The sequence below is a fragment of the Streptomyces noursei genome, assembly GCF_001646665.1.
Classification (GTDB): Bacteria; Actinomycetota; Actinomycetes; order Streptomycetales; family Streptomycetaceae; genus Streptomyces; species Streptomyces lavendulocolor.
In genome coordinates, this window is sequence record NZ_LWBU01000384.1 from 152,400 (window position 1) to 174,402 (window position 22,003).

A 22,003-nucleotide genomic window follows, 5' to 3' on the forward strand; every position below is an offset into this window, starting at 1 on the left:
ATCGGCCGATCAGGTCCTAGAGTGTGCGCGTGACAGAGGACAACCCCGGGCTCATCGCCGGGCGCTACCAGCTCGTCGAGCGGATCGGCCAGGGCGGCATGGGCCGGGTCTGGCGGGGCATCGACCAGCAGCTCTTCGGGCGAGAAGTCGCCATCAAGGAGATCCTCTTCCCCCCGGGGATGGACGACGGCGACCGGAGCACGCTGCTGCGGCGCTTCACTGGTGAGGCCCGGGCGGCGGTCACCCTGAGCCATCCCGGGATCATCACCATCCACGACGTCGTGGAGCACGACGGCGCGCCCGTCATCGTCATGGAGTTCGTCCGCGGGCAGTCCCTCGCCGCGGCGATCCGTGAGCAGGGCCGGCTGCCCGTGCACCGGGTGGCCGAGATCGGCTCCGCCATGCTCGACGCCCTCACCGAGGCGCACGAGGCACGGATCGTCCACCGCGACATCAAACCGGACAACGTGCTCCTCACCAAGGACCGCGTCGTCCTCACCGACTTCGGCATCGCCCACCTCGCGGACGCCACCACGAAGCTCAGCCACAGCGGGGTCGTCATCGGCACCCCGCACTACATGCCGCCGGAACAGTTGGAGGGCAAGCGCCCGACACCGGCCAACGACCTGTGGGCGCTGGGCGCCACGCTCTACCACGCCGTCGAGGGCCACCCCCCGTTCGACGCCGACGGGCTCCACGCCCTCGCCATCGCCGTCTTCACCCGCCCCCACCGGCCGCCGGTCCATGCCGGTCCCCTGGCGCCCGTCCTGGACGCGCTCCTCACCAAGGACCCCGCGCAGCGCGCCGGTGCCGCCGAAGCCGCTGAGCTCCTGGCCCCGGTCCTGCGCGGCACCGGGCCGGGCGCCGGGTCGCGTCCCGGGTCGCGGAACGGATCAGGGGCCGGACTGCCCGTGCCGGCCCCGGAGCAAGCACCGCCCCCGGAGCCCGTACCGGTCCCGAAGCCCGTACCGGCGCCGGACGCCGTGACGGAAACCGCCCCCACCCCCACGGTGCCCGACGGGAAGCCGCCGGCCGGGGACGCCTCCACCGCGCCCACGTCCGGCGGTACGGGGCTGCCCCTGCCCGACCGGCCCACCGCCCCGGCCAACCCCGTGCCCCCGCCCGAGGACGCTGTGTCGCTCGGTGCTGGACGCCCCGGAGGGGCGGGGGGCGAGGGCGGCACCGCCCGGCGCCGTGCCCTGGGCCGGCGGTCCGCCGTCCTGGCCGTCGCCCTGGCCACCCTCGCCGCCGGGGTCCTGACCTGGAGCCTCACCCGAGACACCCCGGGCGGCGGCAGGAACGGCGGCGCGGGCGGCGCCGCCGGCACGGGAGGCGGCGCGGGATCGCCCGCCACCCGGGTCGTCATCGGTGTCGACGCACCGCTCACCGGCGACCTGACCTTCCTCGGCGCCGGTATCAAGAACTCCGCCGACCTGGCGGTCAGGACCGCCAACCGGACGCGTCACGTGCCCGGCGTCACGTTCGAGATCAAGGCCCTCGACGACGCGGCACAGCCCGCCAAGGGGCAGGAGAACGCCACCCGGTTCGTCGCCGACGACAAGGTGCTGGCCGTCGTGGGGCCGCTCAATTCGGCCGTCGCCTCGTCCATGCTCGGCCCCCTCGGCGAGGCCGGTCTCGTCAACGTCTCGCCCGCGAACACCAACCCCGCCCTGACGCACGGTCCCGGCTGGGCCGCCGGCACGAGGACCCGCCAGTACGAGACGTACTTCCGCACCGTCGGCACGGACGTGGACCAGGGGCCGTACGCCGCCCGGTACCTGTACCAGGACGCCCGGAAGACCAAGGTGTTCGTGATCGACGACCGCTCCGACCACGGCGCCGGTCTGGCCACCGGGTTCACGAGCGAGTTCCGCGCGCTTGGCGGGACCGTCGTCGGCACCGAGCACGTCGGCAGCGGCGGCGGCGACTTCACCGCCCTCGCCGTGAAGATCAGGGCCTCGGGCGCCCAGGCCGTGTACTTCGGCGGCTACTACACCACCGCGGCACCGCTCTCCCAGCGGCTCAAGGAGGCCGGCGCGGGCATCCCGCTGATGGGCGGCGACGGCATCTTCGACCCGCAGTACGTCCGGAGCAACACCCGGGCGGAGGGCGACCTGGCCACCTCCATCGGCGCTCCCGCCGAGGAGCTGGCGCGCGGGCCGGCGTTCCTCGCCCAGTACCGCGAGGCGGGGTACCAGGAGGGCGCGGGCACGTACGGCGCCTACGCGTACGACGCCACCTGGGCCGTCATCGAGGCGGTGAAGGCCGTGGCGGCGGCGAACGGGGGCACCCTCCCGCCCAACGCCCGGTCCAGGATGCCCGGAGCCGTCGCGGGTGTGTCGTTCGACGGCTTCACGGGGCCCGTCGCCTTCGACGCGTACGGCGACACCGTCAACCGCCGGTTCACCGTGCACACGGTGAAGGACGGCACCTGGAAGACCCTGAAGAGCGGCCCCCACACACCCTGACGGCCACCGGCGGGCGGCCGCCCCGCTCAGCCGCCGGGGCCCTGCGGATGGGCGAGCGCGACGTACGCCCAGCGTGCCGCGCCCACCGCCAGGAAGAGCAGGGACGGCGCCAGCCACCAGGGGCTGAGGGTGCGCCGCCGCACGGGGACCAGGGCGAGCAGGAAGGTACCGGCGCCGAGCACGACCAGCAGCGCCGACGCGAACTCGACGCCCGTCAGCGTCTGCTCGTCCCACTCCCCCTGCGGCCGGGCGGCGAGCGCTCCGTAGGAGACGTAGCAGCCGAGCAGGTTCGCGAGTCCGAGGAGCACTCCCCATGGCCCTCGCAGCAGGCCGGTCACTTCAGGGCGCTCCTCGCGTCGTCCGGGTTCTCGTCGAAGCCACGGCCGTCGGCCGGCGCTTCCCCTGGCATCCTGCCAGTGTGCTCCGGTGCTCGATCGGGTGGGCGTGGGTGATGGGCCGCGGTCGGGCCGGGGTCACCACCAGTAGGCGGGGTACCTCGGGGCCCGGGGGCGGAGGCGGGAGGCGGCGTACTCGGCGAGGATCAGGAGCGTCGCGGCGCCGGTCAGCAGCGGGACGAACCGGCCGGCCTCAGGGGTCTGGAGGACGATGACGACGGTGGTGGCGCAGGCCGGGGAGTGCGGGGCGCGGGCGACCATCAGCAGGGCGAGGGTGACCCCCGCGGCGATCGCCGCCGCCCACGGGCTGCTGCCCGCGAGGGCGAGCGCCGTGTAGCCGACGGCGGCGCCGATGAGGTGGCCCGCGAGGACCGAGCGGGGCTGGGCGAGGGGCAGCGTGGGAGCGCTGTGCACCAGGGCGGCGCTGGCGGCCAGCGGGGGTATCAGTACCGGCTCGTGGATGACCGCGCCGATCGCGGCGAGGACGAGGAGGCCGGTGGTGGCGGCGGTGAAGCTGTAGAGCGCCCCGGTGAGGGCCGGCCGGGCGGGGGCGCCGCCCGTCACGATCCGGTTCCGCAGGGGGGTACGGGCGGGGGCGGGCCGGGGGGTCTCGGTGGGCAGCGTGGGGTCGGCACTCAGCACGAAGGTCTCCGGGGCGGGCGGCACACGGCCGGTCGGGGGCAGGTCTGGAGCGGTCGGTGCTGTGCGGAGCATGCCCTGTGGTCGACAGTGCGCTGACCTTGCGCCGTCCCGGTCGGTCGGGCGCAGTCCGCCGACGATTTTACCGAGGGGCCCGGCGCCCTTCCGTGGGGGGCGCCGGGCAGGCGCCGGGCAGGCGCTCACGGCCGGGGGTTGCGGCCGTCCTCACGGTCCGGCCGGCCGGCGGTGGCGTGCAGCAGGTCCCGCAGTTCGAGTGCGGCGGGCAGTGGGGCGGTGGGCAGTGCCACGTGGACGGTGCGGCGCAGGGCCGGGTCGGTGAGGCGGCGCAGGACGAGTTCGCCGGGGACGGCCCAGGTGGCGAGCGAGGGGACGAGCGCCACGCCCAGGCCGGCGGCCACGTAGCCGAACTTGCCGGTCCACTCCGCGATGCGGATGATCTTCCTGGGGGTGAAGCCCGCCCGGGCGAAGGCGTCGGCGAGGAGGGTGGGGCGGTCCCCGTACGCGCTCTGGACCCAGGCCTCGTCGCGCAGTTCCCGCAGGTCGACGGGGCCGGGTCCGGCCAGGCGGTGCTCACGCGGGAGTGCGACGAGCAGTTCGTCCTCGCACAGCGCGCCGGTCGTGACGCCCTCTGCCGAGGGCAGTCCGGACGGGTAGTCGCTGACCACGGCGAGGTCGAGCGCCCTGTCGGCGAGGCGTGCCATCAGCGTGTCGGTGGGGCCTTCGACCGCGACGACCTCGATGTCCGGCCGGGCCTCCGCGAGCGCCCGCAGGGCGGTGGGCACCAGCGAGACGTTGGCGGTGGCGAACGCGCCCAGGTGCAGCAGTCCTCCGTGCCCGGCGTGGAGCGCGGCCAGTTCCCGCCGGGCCCGCGCCATCCGGTCGAACACCTCCAGGGCGTGCCGGTGCAGCGTGCGGCCGGCGGGGCTGAGCCGTACGCCCCGGGGGAGCCGGTCGAACAGCGGTCCCCCGGCCTGCTGTTCCAGTGCGGCGATCCGGCGGGACACCGCGGACTGGGTGTAGTTGAGCCGTACCGCCGCCTTCGTGAACGAGCCGCTCTCGGCCACCGCCACGAGCACCCGCAGCGCGTCGACGTCGAACATGGACCTCCCCCGCCGGACGCTTCTCCGGCCCTCGTCGTCCTCCCTCGACCCATGCCTGGTGCGCATGGCTCCCATGCGAACCCGTCGCTGGTGGCATACCGGCCGCCGCCCTACCGTCGTTGACGCGGCGGCGCTCCGCAAGAGCCGCGCTCCGCCGCTTCGGCGCCCCACGGGGCGCGTACCGGAGGGGAGTCGTGTGGTGGTGGGTCGCGGGGACGGGACGGGGCGGGACCGGTGACCCGGCCGGGCGTACTGGCGCTGCCGGCGATGCTGGCCGATCTGGAGGAGCTCGTGACCTGCGAGTCCTTCTCGGCCGATCACGCGGCGGTGGCGCGCAGTGCCGGGGTGGTCGGGGCGCTGGGGACGAGGTTGCTGGGAGCCGCGCCGGAGACGATCGTGATCGGCGGTGCGACCCATCTGCGGTGGGTCCTCGGCACCCCGCGGGTGCTGCTGCTGGGGCACCACGACACGGTGTGGCCGGTGGGTTCGCTGCGGCGGCTCCCCTGGTCGTCGGACGGCGGGATCGCTCGCGGTCCCGGGGTCCTGGACATGAAGGCGGGCCTGGTGCAGCTCTTCCACGCACTGGCCTCGCTGCCGTCCCCGGACGGGGTGTGCGTCCTGGTCAACGGGGACGAGGAGGTCGGGTCCCCGACGTCCCGGCAGCTGATCGAGGACGCCGCGCGCGGCTGTGCGGCGGCCTTCGTCATGGAGGCGTCCGCGGACGCGTCGGGTGCCCTGAAGACCGCCCGCAAGGGCACGTCCCGGTACGAGGTCGTGGTGCGCGGCCGGGCGGCGCACGCGGGTCAGGACCCCCACCGGGGCGTCAACGCGGCGGTCGAGGCGGCTCATCAGGTGCTGGCCGTCGCGGCCTTGGGGGCGTCGCCGGGTACGGCCGGCGACGGCGGGCCCGCCCTCGGCTCCACGACCGTCACGCCCACCCTGCTGACGGCGGGCACCACCCGCAACACGGTCCCCGCGCTGGCGCGGGTGTCGGTGGACGTGCGCGCGCCGACCGCGGCGGCGCAGGACCGGGTCGACGCCCTGATGCGGGGGCTCACCGCCCGGACGCCCGGGGCGCGGCTGGAGGTACTGGGCGGCAGGCAACGGCCGCCCATGGAAGCGGAGTCGTCGGCGGGCCTGTTCGCGCTGGCCTGCCGGCTCGCCGCCGAACTGGGCCAGGAGCCGTTGCGCGGGGTCGCCGTCGGCGGCGCGTCGGACGGCAACCTGACCGCCGCGGTGGGTTGTCCGACGCTGGACGGCCTGGGGGGCGTGGGCGCCGGGGCTCACGCGGACGGCGAGTACGTCGACGTGGCGCGGATGGTTCCCCGGGCCCGTCTCCTCGCCCGGCTCATCGATGACACGACCGACTGAGACGTCCCCCGAGGCGAGGGGCGTCCCCCAGGAAACCGAGGCCCGGTATGAGTGTTCCGGCACCCCCGTCCCCCGAAGCCGCCCGACTGGCCGCCCGCACGGCCCTCGGCCGGCTCGAGCACACCTTCCCGCCCCGCAGGGAGGTCGCCGTGCGGGAGGACCACCGGGGGCTGTTCGTCGCCGCTTCCGTGACGGCCGTCGCGTGCCTCGCCGCCGGGGGCGTCGTGCTGTGGCTCCTGGTCGCATGGGCGCTCGCGCTGTACCCCCTCTTCATCGCCGTGATGGCCGCCGGAGCCCTGCTCAACAGCCCCAACGCCCGGAAGAAGCTGGGTGGCCGGCGCCTGCACCTCTTCGAGGAGGGCCTGCTCGTGGACATGGGCCCCGGCCGGATGTTCGCGGTCCGCTGGGACGAGGCGGTCCACTACCAGGAGACGATCCAGGAGGTGATCGCCTACAAGGGGACGCAGACCCCGCTCAGGAGCGCGCACACCTCCACCCTGGTCGCCCCCGACGGCGCGAGGACACGGATCACCGACTTCTTCGCGGACCACGGGACGTGGGCGCCCCTGATCTCCGAGGCCATCGCCCGTAACCAGGGCGGGCGGGCGTGGGCGGCCGTACGGGCGGGGCGGAGGATCGGCCACGGCCCGTTCACGCTGGAAGCCGCCGGTATATCCACCCGGCGCAGAGGAGTGCTGCCCTGGTCGGCCGTCGAGACGATCGGCGTCCGCGCCGGGTTCGTGGTCGTCCGGGAGCACGGGCGGCGCAAGCCCTGGGCGCACGCGCGGGTCAGGGCGGTGCCGAACCTCCTCGTCTTCCTGACCGTCGCCGCGTGCCTCCACCGTGGGTGACGCCCGCTCCGTCGTGGGGCGGGCCGGCCGGGGACCGGGCGGGTCCGGCGGGCGGGACGGCTGGGGCCGGCGGGTGGGGCCGACGGGTGGGACGGCCCGGGGGCGGGGGACTCGTCCGGAGCACCGCCGGCCCGCGCCCGTCCGCCCGGCCCAGGAGGACGTGCGCGGGCGGCGGACCCCGGTGATGCTGGACCCACGACCGCCGGGACGGGCGTTCGAGGGGCGACGCGCGGCAGGTGCGGGTCGCCGGGCAGGACCCAGGGTCCGCACGGGTCCGCACGGATCCGTGCGCAGCCGGACGGAGGCGACACCCGCATGGCCACCCACCACTGGCTGTTCGGCGACCAGCTCGGGCCGCACTTCCTGTCGCCCGGCTCCGAGGGCCCGGCCGGGGACGCGCCGCTGGTGATGGTCGAGGCGCTGTCCGTGTTCCGCCGCCGGCGCTTCCACCGCGCGAAGGCACACCTGATCCTGTCCGCGATGCGCCACCGGGCCGCCGAGCTCGGCGACCGGGTGCGCTACGTCCGCGCCGACACCTACCGGGAGGGGCTCCGCGAGGCGACCGGTGGCGGGCCGGTGACGGTGCACCACCCGACCTCCCACGCGGCGCTGCGGTTCGTCCGGTCCCTGGACGGGGTCCGCGTGCTGCCCGCCCGCGGTTTCCTCGTCGCGCACGACGACTTCCGCGCCTGGGCCGACGGCCACGGCGGCCGGCGCCTGCTCCAGGAGGACTTCTACCGGTGGGTCCGGCGGGACCACCAGCTGCTGATGGACGGTGACGCCCCGGCGGGCGGACGGTGGAACCACGACCACGACAACCGCCTGCCGCCGCCGAAGGGCGCCCGTACGCTCGCGGCCCCACGGCCCTTCCGTCCCCGTGAGGACGACATCGACGAGGGCGTACGGCACGACCTCGACCGCTGGGAGCGCGACGGCACCGTGCGCCTCGTCGGCCGGGACGGGCCGCGCCGCTTCCCGGCCACCCGGCGCGAGGCGCTGGCGGCGTTGCGGCGGTTCGTGGAGCACCGGCTCGCCGGGTTCGGGGCGCACGAGGACGCGATGCTCGCGGACGACCCGGTGATGAGCCACAGCCTGCTGTCCTCGTCGCTCAACCTCGGCCTGCTGCACCCCGCCGAGTGCGTGGAGCGCGCGGAGGACGCCTGGCGGGCGGGGCGGGCGCCCGTCAACAGCGTGGAGGGGTTCGTCCGGCAGGTCGCCGGGTGGCGCGAGTACGTCTGGCAGTTGTACTGGTACTTCGGTGACGACTACCGCCGGGGCAACGCCCTGGGGCACCGGGCGCCCCTGCCCGGCTGGTTCCTGGAGCTGGACGCCGACGCGGTCACGGCGCGGTGCCTGGCGACGGCGCTGGCCGACGTGCGCGACCGGGGCTGGACGCACCACATCCCCCGGCTGATGCTGCTCGGGGGGTACGCCCTGCAGCGCGGCTGGGACCCCCGGGCGGTGATGGACTGGTTCCACCGCTGCTTCGTGGACGGGTACGACTGGGTGATGGTGCCGAACGTCATCGGCATGTCGCAGTACGCCGACGGCGGCCGGATGACGACGAAGCCGTACACCTCGGGCGGCGCCTACATCCACCGCATGAGCGACTTCTGCGGCGGCTGCGCCTACCGGCCCACCGAACGCGTGGGCGAGCTGGCCTGCCCGTACACGGCGGGCTACTGGGCCTTCCTGCACCGCCACCGCGCCCGGCTGGAGGGGAACCACCGGATGACGCAGGCGGTGCGCGGCCTGGACCGGTTGAAGGACCTCGACGAACTGCTGCTCCAGGAGGGCCACCGGGGCGACGCCCCGCCGTGACCCGGCCCCCGAGCCGTCCGGGGAGCCGTCCCGGGCGGGGACATGCGCACCGCGGCGCACCGCCCTCGACCGCGCCGGGGAAGTCCCCCCGGGCCGCCGCGCGCCTCCCGCCGGCCCCGGTCGGCGCGGCCGTACCGCCGGCCGGGTCCGGCGCCGTGGTGGGCAGGGTCGTCCTGGTGCCGTGGGCGGAGGGGGCAGACCGGGCCGGACGGCCGGCGCGCCCTACTGTGACGTACGTCTCGGGAACCCCGCCCCGTGGACCGACAGCTGACAGAGGTGACCACAACCATGCGCGCGCGTATCCGGGCGGGTGATCCGCAGGCCTTCGCGGAACTCTTCGACCAGTACGCGAAGACCGTCTACAACCACGCCTACCGGTTGACCGCCGACTGGTCGGCCGCCGAGGACATCGTCTCCGCGACCTTCATGGAGGCCTGGCGCGGCCGTCTGCGCCTCGAGGCGGACGGCGGGAGCGTACGCCCGTGGCTGCTGGGCATCGCCACCAATCTCGTACGCGCCCAGTCGCGCGGCAACCGGCGCTACAAGGCGGCGGCCGCCGCGGCCGCCCGCGCCCTCGACGCCAGGTCGGGGGCGACCGTGGCCGACCACGCCGACGAGGTGGCCGGGCGCCTGGACGACCGCGACCGCCTCGCCGCCACCGTGTGCGCCCTGGCCGGACTGCGCCGAAGCGAGCGGGAAGTGCTGAGTCTGTGCCTGTGGCAGGGCCTGGACTACGCCGCCGCGGCGCGGGCCCTGGACATCCCGGTGGGCACGGTGCGCTCCCGGCTCTCCCGGGCACGCAAGAAGCTGCGGCGATCCGCCGACGAACAACTCCTGGGCTCCTTCCGGGAACCCGGGCCGCTGAACCGGCAGACAAGAGGGGACCGCACGATCGCGGCCCGGCCCGCACAGGAAGGAACCCGGTGACCATGCGTCAGTTCCGTTCGCGTCATGCCCGCCACACGCCTGACGAGTGGCCCGAGGGCGAGCCCCTGCTCTCCCTCGCGGAAGCCGACCTCCCCGCGGGCCGCCATGCCTTTCACAAGGAGGAACTCATGGCCTTCATCGAACAGGACACCCGGGACACCGCGCCCGCCGCGCCCGTCCCCCCGGCCGCGGCGCCGGTACGCGGCAGGTTCGCGCGCAGGGCGGTCCTCCTGCCCGTCGCCGCGTGCTCGCTGGCCCTGGCGGCCGCGGCCGTCCTCACCCTCGGCGGGAGCGGCGGCGGGGAAGCGGACACCGGGCCGGCGCTCACCGCTCCGCTCGGCACGGGCACCAGCGAGGGCGTGCCGCAGCTCCTGCAGCGCATCTCCCTCGCCTCGGCCAAGGCCCCGCGGATCACGGTCCGCCCGGGCCAGTACGTGTACATCGAGAGCAAGGTCGGCACCACCTACGAGAAGACCGTCGGCGACAAGACCACGCTGGCCAGCCACGGGATCCACCGGCGCCAGGTGTGGAACTCCACCGACGGCTCCCAGGGCTGGCTGATCGACCCCGCCGTCTCCCCGCCCGGCGGCGAGAAGCTCGACCGGATCAACGAGAAGGGCGAGCGGCAACCGGCGTACCTCAACGCGCCCACCTACGACTACCTCGCCACCCTGCCGACCGACCCCGACGCCCTCCTGGCGAAGATCTACAAGGAGACCGAAGGCATGGGCAACAGCCCCGACCAGCAGGCCTTCACGACCATCGGTGACCTGCTGAGGGAGTCACTGCCGCCCGCCGCGCTGAACACCGCGCTGTACAAGGCGGCGGCGAAGATCCCGGGCGTCGTGCAGGTGAAGGACGCCGTCGACGCCGTCGGCCGCCACGGCGTCGCCGTCGCGCGCCTGGACGAGACCTCGGGGGCCCGCACCGAGTGGATCTTCGACGCGAAGACCTACGTGTACCTCGGCGAGCGCACCATCCAGGTGCGTCCCGACGGCGGCGAGTCCGGTCTCCTCCAGCCCGGGACCGTCATCCACACCGAGGCCGTCACCCTCCGGCAGGCCGTCGACGAACTGAAGGAGCTCCCCTCGTCCGGCGCCTGAGGCAAGCCCCCGGGGGTGGTGCGGCCCCCGGGGCAGGGCGGGCCGCCCGCGTCGCCGGCGGGCGCGGGAGGGGGAGTGCCACGGCGCGGGTGCCGCACCGGCCGGGTCAAGGCGGGTTCCGGCGCGGGCGGCGGCTTAGGATCCCGGGCGTGACAGATGATCAGGATCAGGCACGCGGGGAGTCGTACGCCCGGCTGGTGGAGCTGAAGCTGGCGTCGGTGGCCGCACAGGCGCACGCGACGGCGGAGGGGTACAGCGAGGAGGCGTGGTCGCCGTGGCGGCAGGCGGCCGAGGAGTACGAGGCGGCGCTGGCCGAGCACGCGGGTGCGTTCGGTCTGGACCGGGACGAGGTGGACCGCGCGGTGACGGCCGAGGTGCTGCACCCCCGGCCGAACGAGTAGGGCCCCGGGCCGTCCGGGGCCCGTGCCGTGACCGGCGGGCGGATGCCGCCGCCCGTTCGGGGCCGGGGCGCGCCACGGGGCACCGCCTCGTACCTTCACCGTCATTCATTGCAACGCCGCATTGCGTTCGGCTTCAGCACCATTGCATCAATTAACCGGCTTTGACGTGCAGTTATGACTGGGTGGTCATTGACGGAGCAGTGAACGCAACGTAGCTTTCGGGGCACGTCGAACACGTGCCACCGCGAGATGAGGACCGGTCATGAGCGAGCCCCCGCACACCGTCACGGCCCTGCCGGCCCAGCGCCGTCCCGGCTGTCCCTTCGACCCGCCGGCGGAGCTGACGGAGGCTCGCCGCCACGCCCCCATCAGCCGCTATACGCACCCCGGGGGAAAGCCCGGCTGGCTGATCACCGGGTACGACCTGGTGCGTTCGGTCCTGGCCGACCCGCGCTTCAGCTCACGCAAGGATCTGCTGAACGTGGTCGACTTCGCCCTTCCGCCGGCGCCACCCGGCGAGTTCCTCCTGATGGACGAACCCCAGCACGAGCGCTACCGCAAACCCTTGGTGAGCAGGTTCACCGCACGGCGGATGCGGCTGCTCACCGAGCGCATCGAGCAGATCACCACCGCATGCCTCGACGCCATGGAGCAGGCCGGACCGCCGGCGGACCTGGTGACCGCGTTCGCCAAGCCGATCCCCACCATCGTCATCTGCGAACTGCTGGGGGTGCCGTACGAGGACCGGGACTCCTTCCAGGAGCAGATCGACGCGTTCATGAACGGGGAGACGGGCGACGAGGACCTGCTGGCGGCCTACACCGCGGTGCAGGACTATCTCGCACGGCTGGTGGCCGCCAAGCGCGCCGACCCCACCGACGACGTGCTCAGCGAGCTGACCGACGGCGACCTGACCGACGAGGAGCTTCAGGGCATCAGCCTGATCCTGCTGGCGGCCGGGTTCGACACCACCGCGAACATGCTGTCCCTCGGCACCTTCGCGCTGCTGGAGCACCCGGACCAGCTCGCCGCGCTGCGCGCCGATCCCGCTCTGGTCGACGGGGCGGTGGAGGAGCTGCTGCGCCACCTCAGCGTCGCCAAGTCGTTCATGCGGACCGCGCTGGTGGACGTCGAGGTGGGCGGGCAGCTCGTCGAGGCGGGCACGACGGTCGTCCTGTCGTACAACACCGCGAACCGCGACCCCGAGCGCTTCACCGACCCGCAGGCATTGGACGTCCGGCGGCGGGAGGGCGGACACCTGGCCTTCGGCCACGGCATCCACCTGTGCCTGGGCCAGCAGCTGGCCCGTGTCGAGATGCGGGTCGCGCTCTCCGCGCTGATCCGCCGCTTCCCCACACTGCGCCTGGCCGTACCCGCCGAGGAGGTCGCCGTGCGCCCCGAGACCGCGGACATCCACGGGGTGAAGAGCCTCCCGGTCACCTGGGACGTGTGACCGGCGGCGGGCGGACCGTCAGGCGCCGGAGGGGCGGCCGGCTTGCGGAGCAGCGCCCCGGAAGGCGGCCGCGAGGGCGGCGCCGATCGCCCTGGCCCCTTGGCGTCGGGGTGCAGGGGCATGGCGGCGCGGGTGCGCAGCCACCCCTCGATGCCATGACAGAGAAATGCATAATTCGTCCCGGTTCCAGCACATGGGCCGAGCGATTCCGGGGGCGCCCGCTCAGGTCGGCGGGGTGCGCCCCGGCCCCGTGGGACACGCCGGGAGTGTTCATGGCCGGCCCGGGCATCCGGAGCCCGTGGAGACCCTCGACGAAACACGCCGTCGCCCGTCCGGTACCCGCCGTGCCGGACCCGGGTGGCCGTTCACGATCCTCGCGGTCCTCGTGTGCCTGGTGCTGCTCCTGGTGCTGGCGGGGCGCTTCAGCCTGGTACCCGGCCTGAACGATCTCTTCGGCGAGGAGACGAAGGACCGTTCGGGGCCCGCGCTGCTCGAATCGATCCAGGACATGAGCCGCCACGAGGGCGCGGTGGGCACCTTCCAGATCGTCGTCGACCTGGAGAAGGACGCCAAGTACCTCCCCGACGCCGTGCGCGGCACCCGAACGCTGTACGTCGCCGCCGGCACGGTGGGGGCCTACGTCGACCTGGGCCGCACCGGCCCCGAGAGCGTGGTGGTGGACGAGGAGCGCACCTCCGTGACGCTGCGCCTGCCCCGTGCCGCGCTGGGCGCGCCCGCCCTGGACCCGGACCGGTCGTACGCGGTGTCGAAGCAGCGCGGCCTGCTGGACCGTCTCGGCGACCTGTTCTCCGACAACCCGGCCGACGAGCGGGCCGTGCACCGCCTGGCCTCCCAGCGCATCGCCGAGGCGGCCGAGGAGAGCGGGCTGGTCGCGCGGGCGGAGAAGAACACGACGAGCATGCTGGAGGGCCTGCTGCGCTCGCTGGGTTTCCGGACGGTGCGGGTCGTCTACGCCTGATGCCGGCGCCTGCCCTCCCCCACCGCGACCCTCAGGTGGGGGGCGGGCCCCGCCGTCTCCCGGGGGGATGGGGACGACGGGGCCCTGTTTGGCTCGGTGCGGGCCGGGAGGGGGGTGGCCGACCGAGCGCGTCGAGACTCTGCTGCCCGGCTTCCGGCGGGCTACACCCGCGTTTTCCGACCGATTCGGCCGGCTCGCCCCGCCCCGGGCGTTTACCGGCGCCGACGGGGGCAAGGAGCCCGGCGACAGGTCGCGGCAGGGCAGTTCGAGGAGCGATGGTGATTTCCCAGGAGCAGCTCGGAACGCTGGCCGGCCGGCCCGTGTACGGCGCGGACGGCGTCAAGATCGGGGACGTGGTCCGGGTACTGGTGGACGACACCACCGGCCGGGCCGAGTGGGCCTGCGTGCGCGGTGGCACGTCGGGGCCGGGCGAGGTCTTCGTCCCCTTGCGGGAGGCCGTCCCCGGCACCGACCGGATCCGGGTGCCGTTCACCGTGGCGGCCGTGGAGGCGGCGGCAGCGGTGGACGTCCGCCACCGGGACGTCCTGTCGGTGGCGGACGAGGACCGGCTCTCCGCGTGCTTCGGACTCACGGACGTACGTGAGCGGGTGAACGCCGAGGAGGGCACCGGGTGGTCCCGGATGGACCGGGCGGCCGGCATCCGGGCCGGCACCGGCGGGCACGAGGAGTCGCGGTCCCGGCTGCGGCCCCTGGAGCACGGCGGCGCCTGAGGCGGGCCATGACCGGCGTACGCGGTGCCGGGGCCCGGCCGGGCCCCGGCCCCGCGTGCGTCCGCGCGCCGCGTACGACCGCGACGCGCAGGCGTCCGTACCCCGGGGCGCGTACCGGTCGGCCCGCGGGCCCCGGGGCCGGACCGTCAGGGCGACTGGAGGGCGAGCCGTACCGCGAAGCCGATCAGGAGGACGCCGGTGACCTGCTCGATGCGCGCCCGCACCCGGGGCCTGCGCAGCACCCTTCCCAGCCGGTCGACCGTGACCACGTACAGGCTGAACCACATCAGGTACAGCGCCGCGAACACCAGGGACAGCGCCATCGCCCGTGGCAGGACGTTCCCCGTGGGCGGCAGGAACTGCGGCAGGAACGTCACGAAGAAGAGCGCGACCTTCGGGTTGAGGGCGTTGGAGAGGAAGCCGTGGCGCACGTACCGGCCGACGGCCGGGTCCCGCTCCGGCGTCTCGTCCCCGGGCGCCTCCCGCAGCGTCCGGCGGGCGGCGCGGAGTGTCGCCACGCCCATCCAGACGAGGTACACCGCCCCGACGACCTTCAGCACGGTGAACGCGGTCGCCGAGGCGAGCAGCACGGCCGAGATGCCGAGCACGGCCGCACCCACGTGCACGACCAGGCCGAGGACGCCGCCCACCATCGTCAGCAGGCCGGCCCTGCGCCCCGCCGCGAGCGCGCTGCGGGTGATCAGGGCCTGGTCCGGCCCCGGGATCATGATCAGCACGAGCGAGGCGGCCGCGAAGGTCAGCACGGGACGTTCCTCTCCCCCGTGGCCACCGCACCGAGCACGCCGGCCAGCACCCGCAGGACGGGGGCGGGCCGGTCGCGCAGGTAGAAGTGGCCGCCGGGGAAGCGCCGTACCGTCACGTGGGCGTCCGTCACCTCCCGCCAGGCGTCGAGCTGTTCGGCGGTCACCCGGTCGTCCGTGCCGCCCAGCACGGTCACCGGGACGGACAGGGGCTCCTGCGGGCGGTGTACGTACGTCTCCAGCACCTCGTAGTCGGCCCGCAGGGCGCGCGCGGCGAGCGTGACCAGCTCGTCGCAGGCCATCAGCTCCTCCGGGATGCCGCCGTGCAGCCCGGCGACGGTCTCCATCAGCTCCCGGTCGCCCAGCTGGTGCAGCCGTGACGGGGTCCTGGGCAGGTGCGGGGCCGGGTAGCCGGAGACGACGAGGTGCGCGGGCCCGGGCCGTCCGGCCGCCCGCAGTGCCCTGGTGATCTCGAAGGCGAGGAGCGAGCCGAAGCTGTGCCCGAAGAACACGAAGGGCTCACGGCCGGGCGGCGGGGCGGCGTCGAGGAACGCCCCGACGAGCGCGTCCATCGACGTGAGGACCGGTTCGTCCACGCGCGAGCCGCGTCCCGGCAGCTGCACCACGCGGGTCTCGGCGTTGCGCACGTCGCGTGCCCAGCGCAGGTACTCGGCGGCCGAGCCGCCCCCGTGCGGGAAGCAGTAGAGCAGGGGGGCGGCCGGCCGGGGTGCCCCGCCGAGGATCCAGCGGGGCGGCATGGCGTCGTTCACGTCGGGCTCACACTCCCGCGGGCAGCGGAGCCGCCAGGTGCCGGCCGAGGGCGTCCGCGGTGAAGTGGTCGAGGACGTCCCGGGGGCGTACCGGGACGCCGAACTCCGCGGCGAGCCCGGCGCACAGCACGAGGGTGGTGGCCGAGTCGACGCCCAGTTCGTCGAGGGGCGTGGCGGGGTCGACGTCGGTGGCGGGGACGTCGAGGATCTCGGCGAGGAAGGCCACGACCCACGCGGTGACGGCGCCGGCCGCCGGGCGGCCGGGCGGCTCCCGGTCGGCCCGGGCCGCGGGGGCGGGGCCGGTCTGCTGCGTCTGGTTCATCACTTCTCCCCGGGCATGGGCTCGGACGGTCCGAGGAGCTGCTCGAGGTGGCCGTCGAGCGCCTCGACCGTCGTGTACTGGAGGACCGTGCCGACCGGCACGGTGACGTCGAACGCGGACTGGAGGTGGGCGACGAGCCGCGCGGCGAGCAGCGAGTCGCCGCCCGCGTCGAGGAAGTCGTCGTCCAGGTTCACCTGGTTCAGCCCGAGCACCTCGCGCCAGATCTCGGCGAGCTTGCGCTGCCGGTCGGTGCGCGGCGGTTTCGCGGGCCTGCCGCGGGAGGCGCCGCGCGCGCCGGCCTTGGCGAGTGCGGCGCGGTCCACCTTGCCGGTGGGGCTCAGCGGCAGTTCGTCCAGGGCGAGGATCTGCGCCGGCACCATGTGCCGGGGCAGGCGCTCGGCGGCGAAGTCCCGCAGCGCCTCGGGCGCGAACCTGCGGCGGGTGTCCGGTGCCTGCGCGACGATGACGTCGAAGCCGACGGAGCCCGGGCCGCCGCGGGTGGTGAGGACCTCGGCACGGTCGAAGCCGGCCGCGGTGAGTTCGGCGTGCCACTGTTCGCGGGACAGCAGGCAGTGGTCCCGGCGCAGTTCGGTGTCCTCGAAGTTGTCGAAGCCCTGCTGGAGTCCCATGACGAGGTCGAACCACGGGTGGAAGGTGGTCTGTTCGACCATGAGCAGGATGCCGCCGGGTGCGGTCATGGACCGCAGGTTCTTCAGGGTGGGCCGGATCCGCCGCATGTCGTGGAGCACGCTGGCCGCGACGAGGAGGTCCGCGCTCTGGTCGCCGAATCCCTGGACGGTGGGCGGCAGGTCGAGGTCGAACACCTCGTACCGCAGGGCCGGGTGGTCCGCGAACACGCCGCGGGCGCGGTCCGTGAAGTAGCGCGAGATGTCCGTGAAGAGGTACTCGGTGCGGTCGGCCGGCAGGAGCGGCAGGAGGTGCCGGGTGAGCGAGCCGTACCCGGAGCCCACCTCCATGGCCTTCAGCGGACGGTCCGCCGGCCACCGTTCGGCGAGCGCTCCGACGGCTGCGGCCGCGGCCGCGTAGGTGGGGCCGAAGAGCCGGTCGTAGACGCCGGGGGTGCGGTCGGAGGCGTACAGCTCCGCCGAGTGGACGCTCTGGGTGAGGACGTCGGCCAGCCCGTCGGCGAGCGTGAGCATCCAGTCGGTGACGTCCTCCTCGATGCCCAGGACCTCGCCGAGGGTGACGCGCGCCCGCTGCTTCAGCCCGGGCGGCAGGGCGGCGGGCAGCTCCCGGGCCACGGTCGGTCCGCCGGGGCCGGGGCGCAGGTGGCCGGTCGCCTCCAGGGCGGTGACGGCCCGGGCCAGCCAGCGTTCGTACCGCGGGGCGACCCCCGCGCCGCGCAGTGCGGCGGGGTCGAAGGCCGCTCCGGGGGTGTGGGGCAGGCCGAAGGAGCGGAACGCGGCCGCGGTGGCGACGGTGTGGACCTCGTTCAGCACGTCCCAGGCGGAGCGCAGCGCCTCGGGTCCGGGGCCCTCGGCGGGCCGGCCGGCGGCCGAGCGGACCGCCCGCCACCGGTCCCGGGCGGTCTCGGGCTCCGCCCGTTCGGTGACGAAGAGCGTCTCGTCCCGGGGCGAGGGCACGACGTACCCGTGCAGGCGGGCGGCGCCCGCGCCGTCGGTCGTCCTCACCACGACGGACGCGTCGACGCCCGGGTGCTGGGAGAGCGTCGTCTCGATCTCGCCGAGTTCCACCCGGTGGCCGTTGATCTTGACCTGGCCGTCCCGGCGGCCGAGGAACTCGATGGTGCCGTCGGCGGTGTACCGCCCGAAGTCACCGGTGCGGTAGAGGCGTTCGCCGGTGCGGGGGTGCCGCACGAAGCTCGCCGCGGTGCGCTCCTCGTCGCCCCAGTAGCCGCGTGCCAGGCCGGTGCCGCCGATGTAGAGCTGTCCGGCGGTCCACACCGGGCAGGGTTCCATCCGCTCGTCCAGCACGTGGAAGGTCTGGTTGCGCAGCGGGACGCCGTACGGCACGCTCCTGGCGCCCCGCGGCACCTCGTCGACACGGTGGTGGATGGACCAGATGGACGCCTCGGTCGCGCCGCCGAGGCTGACGACGTCGGCGTCCGGCCACAGGTCGTGGATGCGGCGGGGCAGGTCGACGGGGATCCAGTCGCCGCTGAGGAGCACCAGCCGGAGCCGCTCGGGGACCTCCCCGCCCGCTTCGAGGTGTTCCACCAGCATCTGCATCTGGGCGGGCACGGAGTTCCACACTGTCACACCGTGCTGGGTCATCACCTTCGCCCAGTGGGCGGGCTCCGAGCGCATGTCCGGGTCGGGCAGCACGAGCGCGGCGCCCGCGGCATGGGTGCCGAACACGTCGTACACGGAGAGGTCGAAGCCCAGGTCGGCGAGGCCGAACACCCGGTCGTCGGGCCCGACGCCGAAGCGGTCGTTGATGTCGGCCACGGTGTTCAGCACCGCGCCGTGCTCGATCATGACGCCCTTGGGGCTGCCGGTGGAGCCCGAGGTGTACAGGACGTAGGCGAGGTCGCCGGGGCGGGCGGGACCCGGGGGGCGGCGGTCGGCGCCGTCCGCGCCGGACGGGTGCGGTGCCCGGTCGGCGAGGACGCGGGCGATGCCGTCGGGCCACTCCAGGGCGGTGTCCAGGGCGCTGTCGGTGACGATGCCGGCCGCCGCTCCGTCGCGCAGGATGCGGGTCCGGCGGTGCGCGGGGAGGGCGGTGCCGACCGGGAGGTACGCGGCGCCGGCCATCATCACGCCGTACGCGGCGGCCACCTGCTCCGGGCCCTTGTCGAGGGTGATGCCGACGAGCCGGTCCCGCAGTTGCTCGCCGCGGGTGGCGTCGGCGACCCGGTGCCGTACGGCGTCGGCGCGGGCGGCGAGTTCACCGTAGGAGACCTCCCGGGTGGCGGTCAGTACGGCGGGCCGCTCGGGATGGGCGGCGGCGCGGTCCAGGAACGGCTCGTGCAGCAGTCCGGTGGGGCGCGGGCCGTCGGTGGTGTTGGCCCGCTCGCGGCCGGTGAGCTGGTGCGCGGGGAGCGCGACGGCCAGTTCCTGGTCCCACGTCGTGTCCTCGCGGGCCAGCCGGGCGACCGCTTGGCAGTAGGTGGTGAACATGTCGTCGAGGAGGCCCTCGGGGAAGAGTTCCTCGACGCAGTCCCAGGTCAGGTCGAGGGATCCGGTGAAGTCGACCACCTGGTGGTCGAGCCACACCTGCGGCGTCTGGCTGACGCGGTAGGAGATGTCGCCGAAGTACGCCATGGCGTCCGAGACGTCCGCCGCGGTGCCCAGACCGCTGGTGAACACCACGGGCATCGTGTCGAAGCCGCTCTGGAGTCCGAGCCTGCGGCGTTCGCGCAGTGTCTGGAGCGCGCTGACCTGCCGGTGCCGCAGGTCCTTCTGGAGCTGGGTCTGGGTGGCCTCGGCGCGTTCGGTGAGCGAGCGGCCCGTGGACGCGTCCATCTCCAGCAGGCAGATGGAGGTGAAGTCGCCGACCATGCGGCGCAGGTGGGGGTGGACGATGCGTTTGCCGGCCTCGTTCCGCTCCAGCAGCAGGGGCAGACGGTTGAAGAGGGTGAGGTTGAGGGTGAAGCGCCGGGTGCCGCTCCACACCGCGAGGACCTCGGAGAAGATCGCGGCGAGTACGGCGGTCGGGGTCAGGCCGCGGGCCTCGCAGCGTTCCTGCAGGCGCTTCCAGTCCGCCTCGGGCAGGTGGTACTCGCGGTGGGTGAAGCGCGGCTTGTGGACGCCGACGGGCGACTTCGCCAGCGGCAGGTCCGGTGGCGGGGCGAGGGTGGTGGCGCGGGAGGTCCAGTAGTCGAGGGCGTTGCGGTGCCGGGGGGCCTGGGAGCCGCGTTCGAGGGCCAGTGCGTAGTCGCGGAACGTCACGTCGACCGGGGGCAGCCGGAGCCCGGGGTCCTTGCACAGCGCGCTCCACTCGCTGAACAGCAGGGTGAGGCTGGCCAGGTCGACCATGAGGAGGTCCAGGCTGACGTGCAGCCGGTCGTGCTCGGGGAGGCGCGAGAGACGGATGTCGAACAACGGCCAGTCGGCGGCCGTGTAGACGTGGTGGGACATCTCCTCGCGTACGGCGGTCAGGGCCCGTTCCGCCTCGTCGGGCGGCGCCGACCGCAGGTCGGTACATCGCACCTCGAACTCCGGGACGGTGGCGAGGACGCGTTGCCCGCCGTCCTCGTCCACGATCGCGCGGAGCATGTCGTGCCGCTCGATCAGGGTCCGCCAGGCCCGTGTGAGCACCTGCGGGTCGAGCCGGCGGCCTTCGAGTTCGAAGTACGCGTGGGGCGCCACGTTGCCCAGGACGAAGTTGGAGCCCCGGCCGACCCAGTAGGCGTACTGGATCTCGGTCAGCGGGAATTTCTCGAACCGGTCGGCGTCCCGGGGTGACCGGGTCGTGCGACTGTTGTCCGTCATTGCCGTCCCTCTCAGCCGAGTTCCGCCGGGTTGCGGTGGGACTCGTGCGGCCGGATACCATTGGTTGAAACCGGGAGAGTTGAAGAAGCAAGTGGAGTTGGTCCCGCGAAAGGCGGCGGCAGCGCGACACGGCCGCCTTCGGACGGCGGCACGGCCTTTCCGGTTCGATGTCCTCCTCGCAGTCCCCCGTGAAGCCCGTCCGGACGGCAGGTCCCCAGCTCCGGATGGGCCCGCCAATTAGAACCACGCCGACTTGGCCAGTCCACCGTGAGGACCGTCATGTCGGGGCCGGGTGGCCGGAATGCGCGCCCCTCTTTGTCGGTGCGTCACCCGTTGGCCAAGCCTTTCTCGTCGGAGCGGGTTATTCCCCGATCGCGCGAGTTGGCGTGAAGACGGCGGTGAGGGCGCCGGTACGGCCCCGTACGCCGGGAGACCGCGAGGTGTCCGCCGGGCCGCGCCCCCTCCCCCGCGCGGGTTTCCGCGAACCGCTTCCGGCGGCCGTCGCCGCTCCTACACTGGTGGCCCGGTCCACGAGGGGAAGGGCCGGGACACGGCTCCGCGGCTCCGGTGGGTGACCGGCGGGGCCGTGCGCGGGGGCGTGAGCAAGGGGACCGGTATGACGTCCGAGAATTCCACCGCGGGCAGGAACTGGGCGACCACGATGATGGTGCTCGCGTTACTGGGCCTGGTGGTGGCGGCCTTCGGCCTGATCCCCCCGTACTGGAGCACCTTCTTCGCCCCCGGCGGCCGGTCCGACGGCCCCGGCACCCGGCAGGACGCCGCACCGCCCGTACCGTCGTGGACTGCGGTGCCCCGCCCGGACGACGAGGCCGCGGCGCCCGCGCCGACGGGGAACGACGCGCCCACGGCCCCGGACGCACGGCAGGACCCGCCGGCTTCCGACGGCCCTGAGGGCGGCCGGGCCGACGCACCCACGGAAGGCGGCCGGGCGGACGGCCCCGCGGAGGGCGGCCGGGCCCAGGACGAGCCCGACGCCCCGGACGACACCGGGGCCCGGGCCCCCGAGCACTCCGGACCGCTGAACGTCTCGATCGACATGGGCAGCCGCGGCAGGATCGGACCCGACACCTATCGGCGGGGCGCGACCCCGGGGGCCGACACGGAGGTCTACGACCGGACCGGCCGCATCGACACCGGTTGCTACGTCCGGTGGGAGCTCACCCGGGCCGGTACCGTCGTACGGACCCACACCAGCGAGCGCTGCCGCCCGCCGAGCATCACACTGTTCAACTTCGGCGACAGCCTGGACGAGGCGGGGAGCTACCGTCTCACGGCCGATGTCACCACCGACTGGGGGCAGCAGGGGACCGCCTCGCTGGGCTTCACCGTGGTGGCCGGCGACTGAGCCCGCCGGCGCACCGGCACCCCGCCGCCGGCCCGAGGCCCCGGCCCCGGCCCCGGCCCCGATCGAGTGACACGGTCATGATCGGCGGGTGCGGGGGGCATACGGGCGA

General features: G+C 74.4%; 18 protein-coding genes. 11 read left to right on the forward strand and 7 right to left on the reverse strand.

The genetic code is table 11. The annotated features are described in order from the left end of the window. Positions 1 to 29: 29 nt before the first annotated feature. A complete protein-coding gene (locus tag A4V12_RS35830; RefSeq protein ID WP_159028971.1) occupies positions 30 to 2,468 on the forward strand; it encodes a bifunctional serine/threonine-protein kinase/ABC transporter substrate-binding protein in 2,439 nt (812 codons plus the stop codon). Positions 2,469 to 2,494: 26 nt separating this feature from the next. Here A4V12_RS35830 and A4V12_RS31310 read toward each other — a convergent pair whose 3' ends face one another. The 3 genes from A4V12_RS31310 to A4V12_RS31320 all read right to left on the reverse strand — a co-directional run bounded on the left by A4V12_RS31310 (position 2,495) and on the right by A4V12_RS31320 (position 4,623). Beyond that, a complete protein-coding gene (locus tag A4V12_RS31310; protein ID WP_159028972.1) occupies positions 2,495 to 2,806 on the reverse strand; it encodes a hypothetical protein in 312 nt (103 codons plus the stop codon). 135 nt (positions 2,807 to 2,941) lie between these two features. After that, positions 2,942 to 3,577 (reverse strand): HPP family protein, encoded by a 636-nt coding sequence (locus tag A4V12_RS31315; RefSeq protein WP_079137505.1) that lies wholly within the window; start codon positions 3,575 to 3,577, stop codon positions 2,942 to 2,944. A gap of 125 nt (positions 3,578 to 3,702) precedes the next feature. Beyond that, entirely contained in the window at positions 3,703 to 4,623 is a 921-nt protein-coding gene (locus A4V12_RS31320) for a LysR family transcriptional regulator (RefSeq protein WP_064072844.1), read from the reverse strand. A 267-nt stretch (positions 4,624 to 4,890) separates the two neighbouring features. Between A4V12_RS31320 and A4V12_RS31325 the strand changes: the two genes are divergently transcribed. The 9 genes from A4V12_RS31325 (at position 4,891) to A4V12_RS37820 (ending at position 14,260) form a co-directional block, all read left to right on the forward strand. Further along, positions 4,891 to 5,994, forward strand: a complete 1,104-nt coding sequence (locus A4V12_RS31325; protein ID WP_064072929.1) for a M20 family metallopeptidase — start codon at positions 4,891 to 4,893, stop codon at positions 5,992 to 5,994. Between the two features lie 47 nt (positions 5,995 to 6,041). Beyond that, a complete protein-coding gene (locus A4V12_RS31330; RefSeq protein WP_064072845.1) occupies positions 6,042 to 6,845 on the forward strand; it encodes a DUF6585 family protein in 804 nt (267 codons plus the stop codon). A 315-nt stretch (positions 6,846 to 7,160) separates the two neighbouring features. Then, the gene (locus tag A4V12_RS31335; RefSeq protein WP_064072846.1) at positions 7,161 to 8,666 is read left to right on the forward strand and encodes a cryptochrome/photolyase family protein; all 1,506 of its coding nucleotides are present in this window, start codon (positions 7,161 to 7,163) and stop codon (positions 8,664 to 8,666) included. A gap of 288 nt (positions 8,667 to 8,954) precedes the next feature. Further along, the gene (locus A4V12_RS31340) at positions 8,955 to 9,593 is read left to right on the forward strand and encodes an RNA polymerase sigma factor (RefSeq protein WP_199831433.1); all 639 of its coding nucleotides are present in this window, start codon (positions 8,955 to 8,957) and stop codon (positions 9,591 to 9,593) included. Between the two features lie 2 nt (positions 9,594 to 9,595). Beyond that, positions 9,596 to 10,696, forward strand: coding sequence for a CU044_5270 family protein (locus A4V12_RS31345; protein WP_064072848.1), 1,101 nt, complete (start codon positions 9,596 to 9,598; stop codon positions 10,694 to 10,696). 149 nt (positions 10,697 to 10,845) lie between these two features. Then, positions 10,846 to 11,097, forward strand: a complete 252-nt coding sequence (locus A4V12_RS37230; protein ID WP_159028973.1) for a hypothetical protein — start codon at positions 10,846 to 10,848, stop codon at positions 11,095 to 11,097. A 262-nt stretch (positions 11,098 to 11,359) separates the two neighbouring features. Then, positions 11,360 to 12,550 carry a cytochrome P450 gene (locus A4V12_RS31355; RefSeq protein WP_064072849.1) on the forward strand — a complete coding sequence of 397 codons (1,191 nt, stop codon included), beginning with the start codon at positions 11,360 to 11,362 and terminating at the stop codon, positions 12,548 to 12,550. A 298-nt stretch (positions 12,551 to 12,848) separates the two neighbouring features. Then, on the forward strand, positions 12,849 to 13,529 hold the full coding sequence (locus tag A4V12_RS31360) for a DUF4230 domain-containing protein (RefSeq protein ID WP_064072850.1): 681 nt from the start codon (positions 12,849 to 12,851) through the stop codon (positions 13,527 to 13,529). A 275-nt stretch (positions 13,530 to 13,804) separates the two neighbouring features. Next, on the forward strand, positions 13,805 to 14,260 hold the full coding sequence (locus A4V12_RS37820; protein WP_064072851.1) for a PRC-barrel domain-containing protein: 456 nt from the start codon (positions 13,805 to 13,807) through the stop codon (positions 14,258 to 14,260). 146 nt (positions 14,261 to 14,406) lie between these two features. Here the strand turns inward: A4V12_RS37820 and A4V12_RS31370 are convergent, their stop codons facing one another. From A4V12_RS31370 to A4V12_RS31385, 4 genes are read right to left on the reverse strand one after another with little or no spacing between them, the layout of a single operon-like run. After that, entirely contained in the window at positions 14,407 to 15,024 is a 618-nt protein-coding gene (locus tag A4V12_RS31370) for a LysE family translocator (protein WP_107415556.1), read from the reverse strand. Then, positions 15,018 to 15,791, reverse strand: coding sequence for a thioesterase II family protein (locus A4V12_RS31375; protein ID WP_199831434.1), 774 nt, complete (start codon positions 15,789 to 15,791; stop codon positions 15,018 to 15,020). Before A4V12_RS31375 ends, A4V12_RS31370 begins: the two co-directional genes overlap by 7 nt. A gap of 7 nt (positions 15,792 to 15,798) precedes the next feature. Continuing rightward, positions 15,799 to 16,113 (reverse strand): acyl carrier protein, encoded by a 315-nt coding sequence (locus A4V12_RS31380; RefSeq protein WP_079137509.1) that lies wholly within the window; start codon positions 16,111 to 16,113, stop codon positions 15,799 to 15,801. Then, the gene (locus tag A4V12_RS31385; RefSeq protein ID WP_064072852.1) at positions 16,113 to 20,528 is read right to left on the reverse strand and encodes a non-ribosomal peptide synthetase; all 4,416 of its coding nucleotides are present in this window, start codon (positions 20,526 to 20,528) and stop codon (positions 16,113 to 16,115) included. Before A4V12_RS31385 ends, A4V12_RS31380 begins: the two co-directional genes overlap by 1 nt. A 616-nt stretch (positions 20,529 to 21,144) precedes the next feature. Between A4V12_RS31385 and A4V12_RS31390 the strand changes: the two genes are divergently transcribed. After that, the gene (locus A4V12_RS31390) at positions 21,145 to 21,894 is read left to right on the forward strand and encodes a hypothetical protein (RefSeq protein WP_064072853.1); all 750 of its coding nucleotides are present in this window, start codon (positions 21,145 to 21,147) and stop codon (positions 21,892 to 21,894) included. The last annotated feature ends 109 nt before the right edge of the window (positions 21,895 to 22,003 follow it).

Coding starts and splice junctions, on each gene's coding strand:
- A4V12_RS31385 (WP_064072852.1), bottom strand. CDS start 20,528: ATGACGGACAACAGTCGCACGACCCGGTCACCCCGGGACGCCGACCGG.
- A4V12_RS31335 (WP_064072846.1), top strand. CDS start 7,161: ATGGCCACCCACCACTGGCTGTTCGGCGACCAGCTCGGGCCGCACTTC.
- A4V12_RS31325 (WP_064072929.1), top strand. CDS start 4,891: ATGCTGGCCGATCTGGAGGAGCTCGTGACCTGCGAGTCCTTCTCGGCC.
- A4V12_RS37820 (WP_064072851.1), top strand. CDS start 13,805: ATGGTGATTTCCCAGGAGCAGCTCGGAACGCTGGCCGGCCGGCCCGTG.
- A4V12_RS31340 (WP_199831433.1), top strand. CDS start 8,955: ATGCGCGCGCGTATCCGGGCGGGTGATCCGCAGGCCTTCGCGGAACTC.
- A4V12_RS31355 (WP_064072849.1), top strand. CDS start 11,360: ATGAGCGAGCCCCCGCACACCGTCACGGCCCTGCCGGCCCAGCGCCGT.
- A4V12_RS31345 (WP_064072848.1), top strand. CDS start 9,596: ATGCGTCAGTTCCGTTCGCGTCATGCCCGCCACACGCCTGACGAGTGG.
- A4V12_RS31380 (WP_079137509.1), bottom strand. CDS start 16,113: ATGAACCAGACGCAGCAGACCGGCCCCGCCCCCGCGGCCCGGGCCGAC.
- A4V12_RS31330 (WP_064072845.1), top strand. CDS start 6,042: ATGAGTGTTCCGGCACCCCCGTCCCCCGAAGCCGCCCGACTGGCCGCC.
- A4V12_RS31320 (WP_064072844.1), bottom strand. CDS start 4,623: ATGTTCGACGTCGACGCGCTGCGGGTGCTCGTGGCGGTGGCCGAGAGC.
- A4V12_RS31315 (WP_079137505.1), bottom strand. CDS start 3,577: ATGCTCCGCACAGCACCGACCGCTCCAGACCTGCCCCCGACCGGCCGT.
- A4V12_RS31390 (WP_064072853.1), top strand. CDS start 21,145: ATGACGTCCGAGAATTCCACCGCGGGCAGGAACTGGGCGACCACGATG.